The organism is Brucella grignonensis, from assembly GCF_002252505.1.
Classification (GTDB): domain Bacteria; phylum Pseudomonadota; class Alphaproteobacteria; order Rhizobiales; family Rhizobiaceae; genus Brucella; species Brucella grignonensis.
This window is the reverse complement of record NZ_NNRL01000121.1, coordinates 1-393: the sequence shown is the minus strand read 5'-3', so window position 1 is coordinate 393 and position 393 is coordinate 1. Positions and strand designations below refer to the sequence as shown.

Below are 393 nucleotides of genomic sequence, written 5' to 3'. Positions count from 1 at the left end.
GGGTGACCAAGCTCGTCGGCTCGAAAACCCGCGAACTTTCCGTCGCGGAGACCCGCGACATCGCCAATGCCATCGATGGGCTCACCGATCTCCCGGTGGAGCGGCGCACGATTGGCGCGTTGCGCACCTTTCTCAACAACACCGATCCCGAAGGCATCGCATCGCGGCTGCGCCGCTGGGAGAGGGGAGGGCCACTGGGTTGGGTGTTCGACAGTGTCATCGAGGACATCGGCCTCGGCGACCTCGGTGTTGGTGGCAAGTTCGTCGGCTATGACATGACGGACTTCCTCGACAATGAAGAAATCCGCACACCACTGATGGCCTATCTCTTCCACCGCGTCGAGCAACTGATCGATGGCCGCCGCATCATTATCGTGATCGATGAGTTCTGGA

Annotated in this window: 1 pseudogene; it reads left to right on the top strand. The window is 60.8% G+C overall.

What is annotated here, in order from left to right:
* Positions 1-393, top strand: a pseudogene (locus CEV33_RS01505) (transporter); the annotation flags it as partial.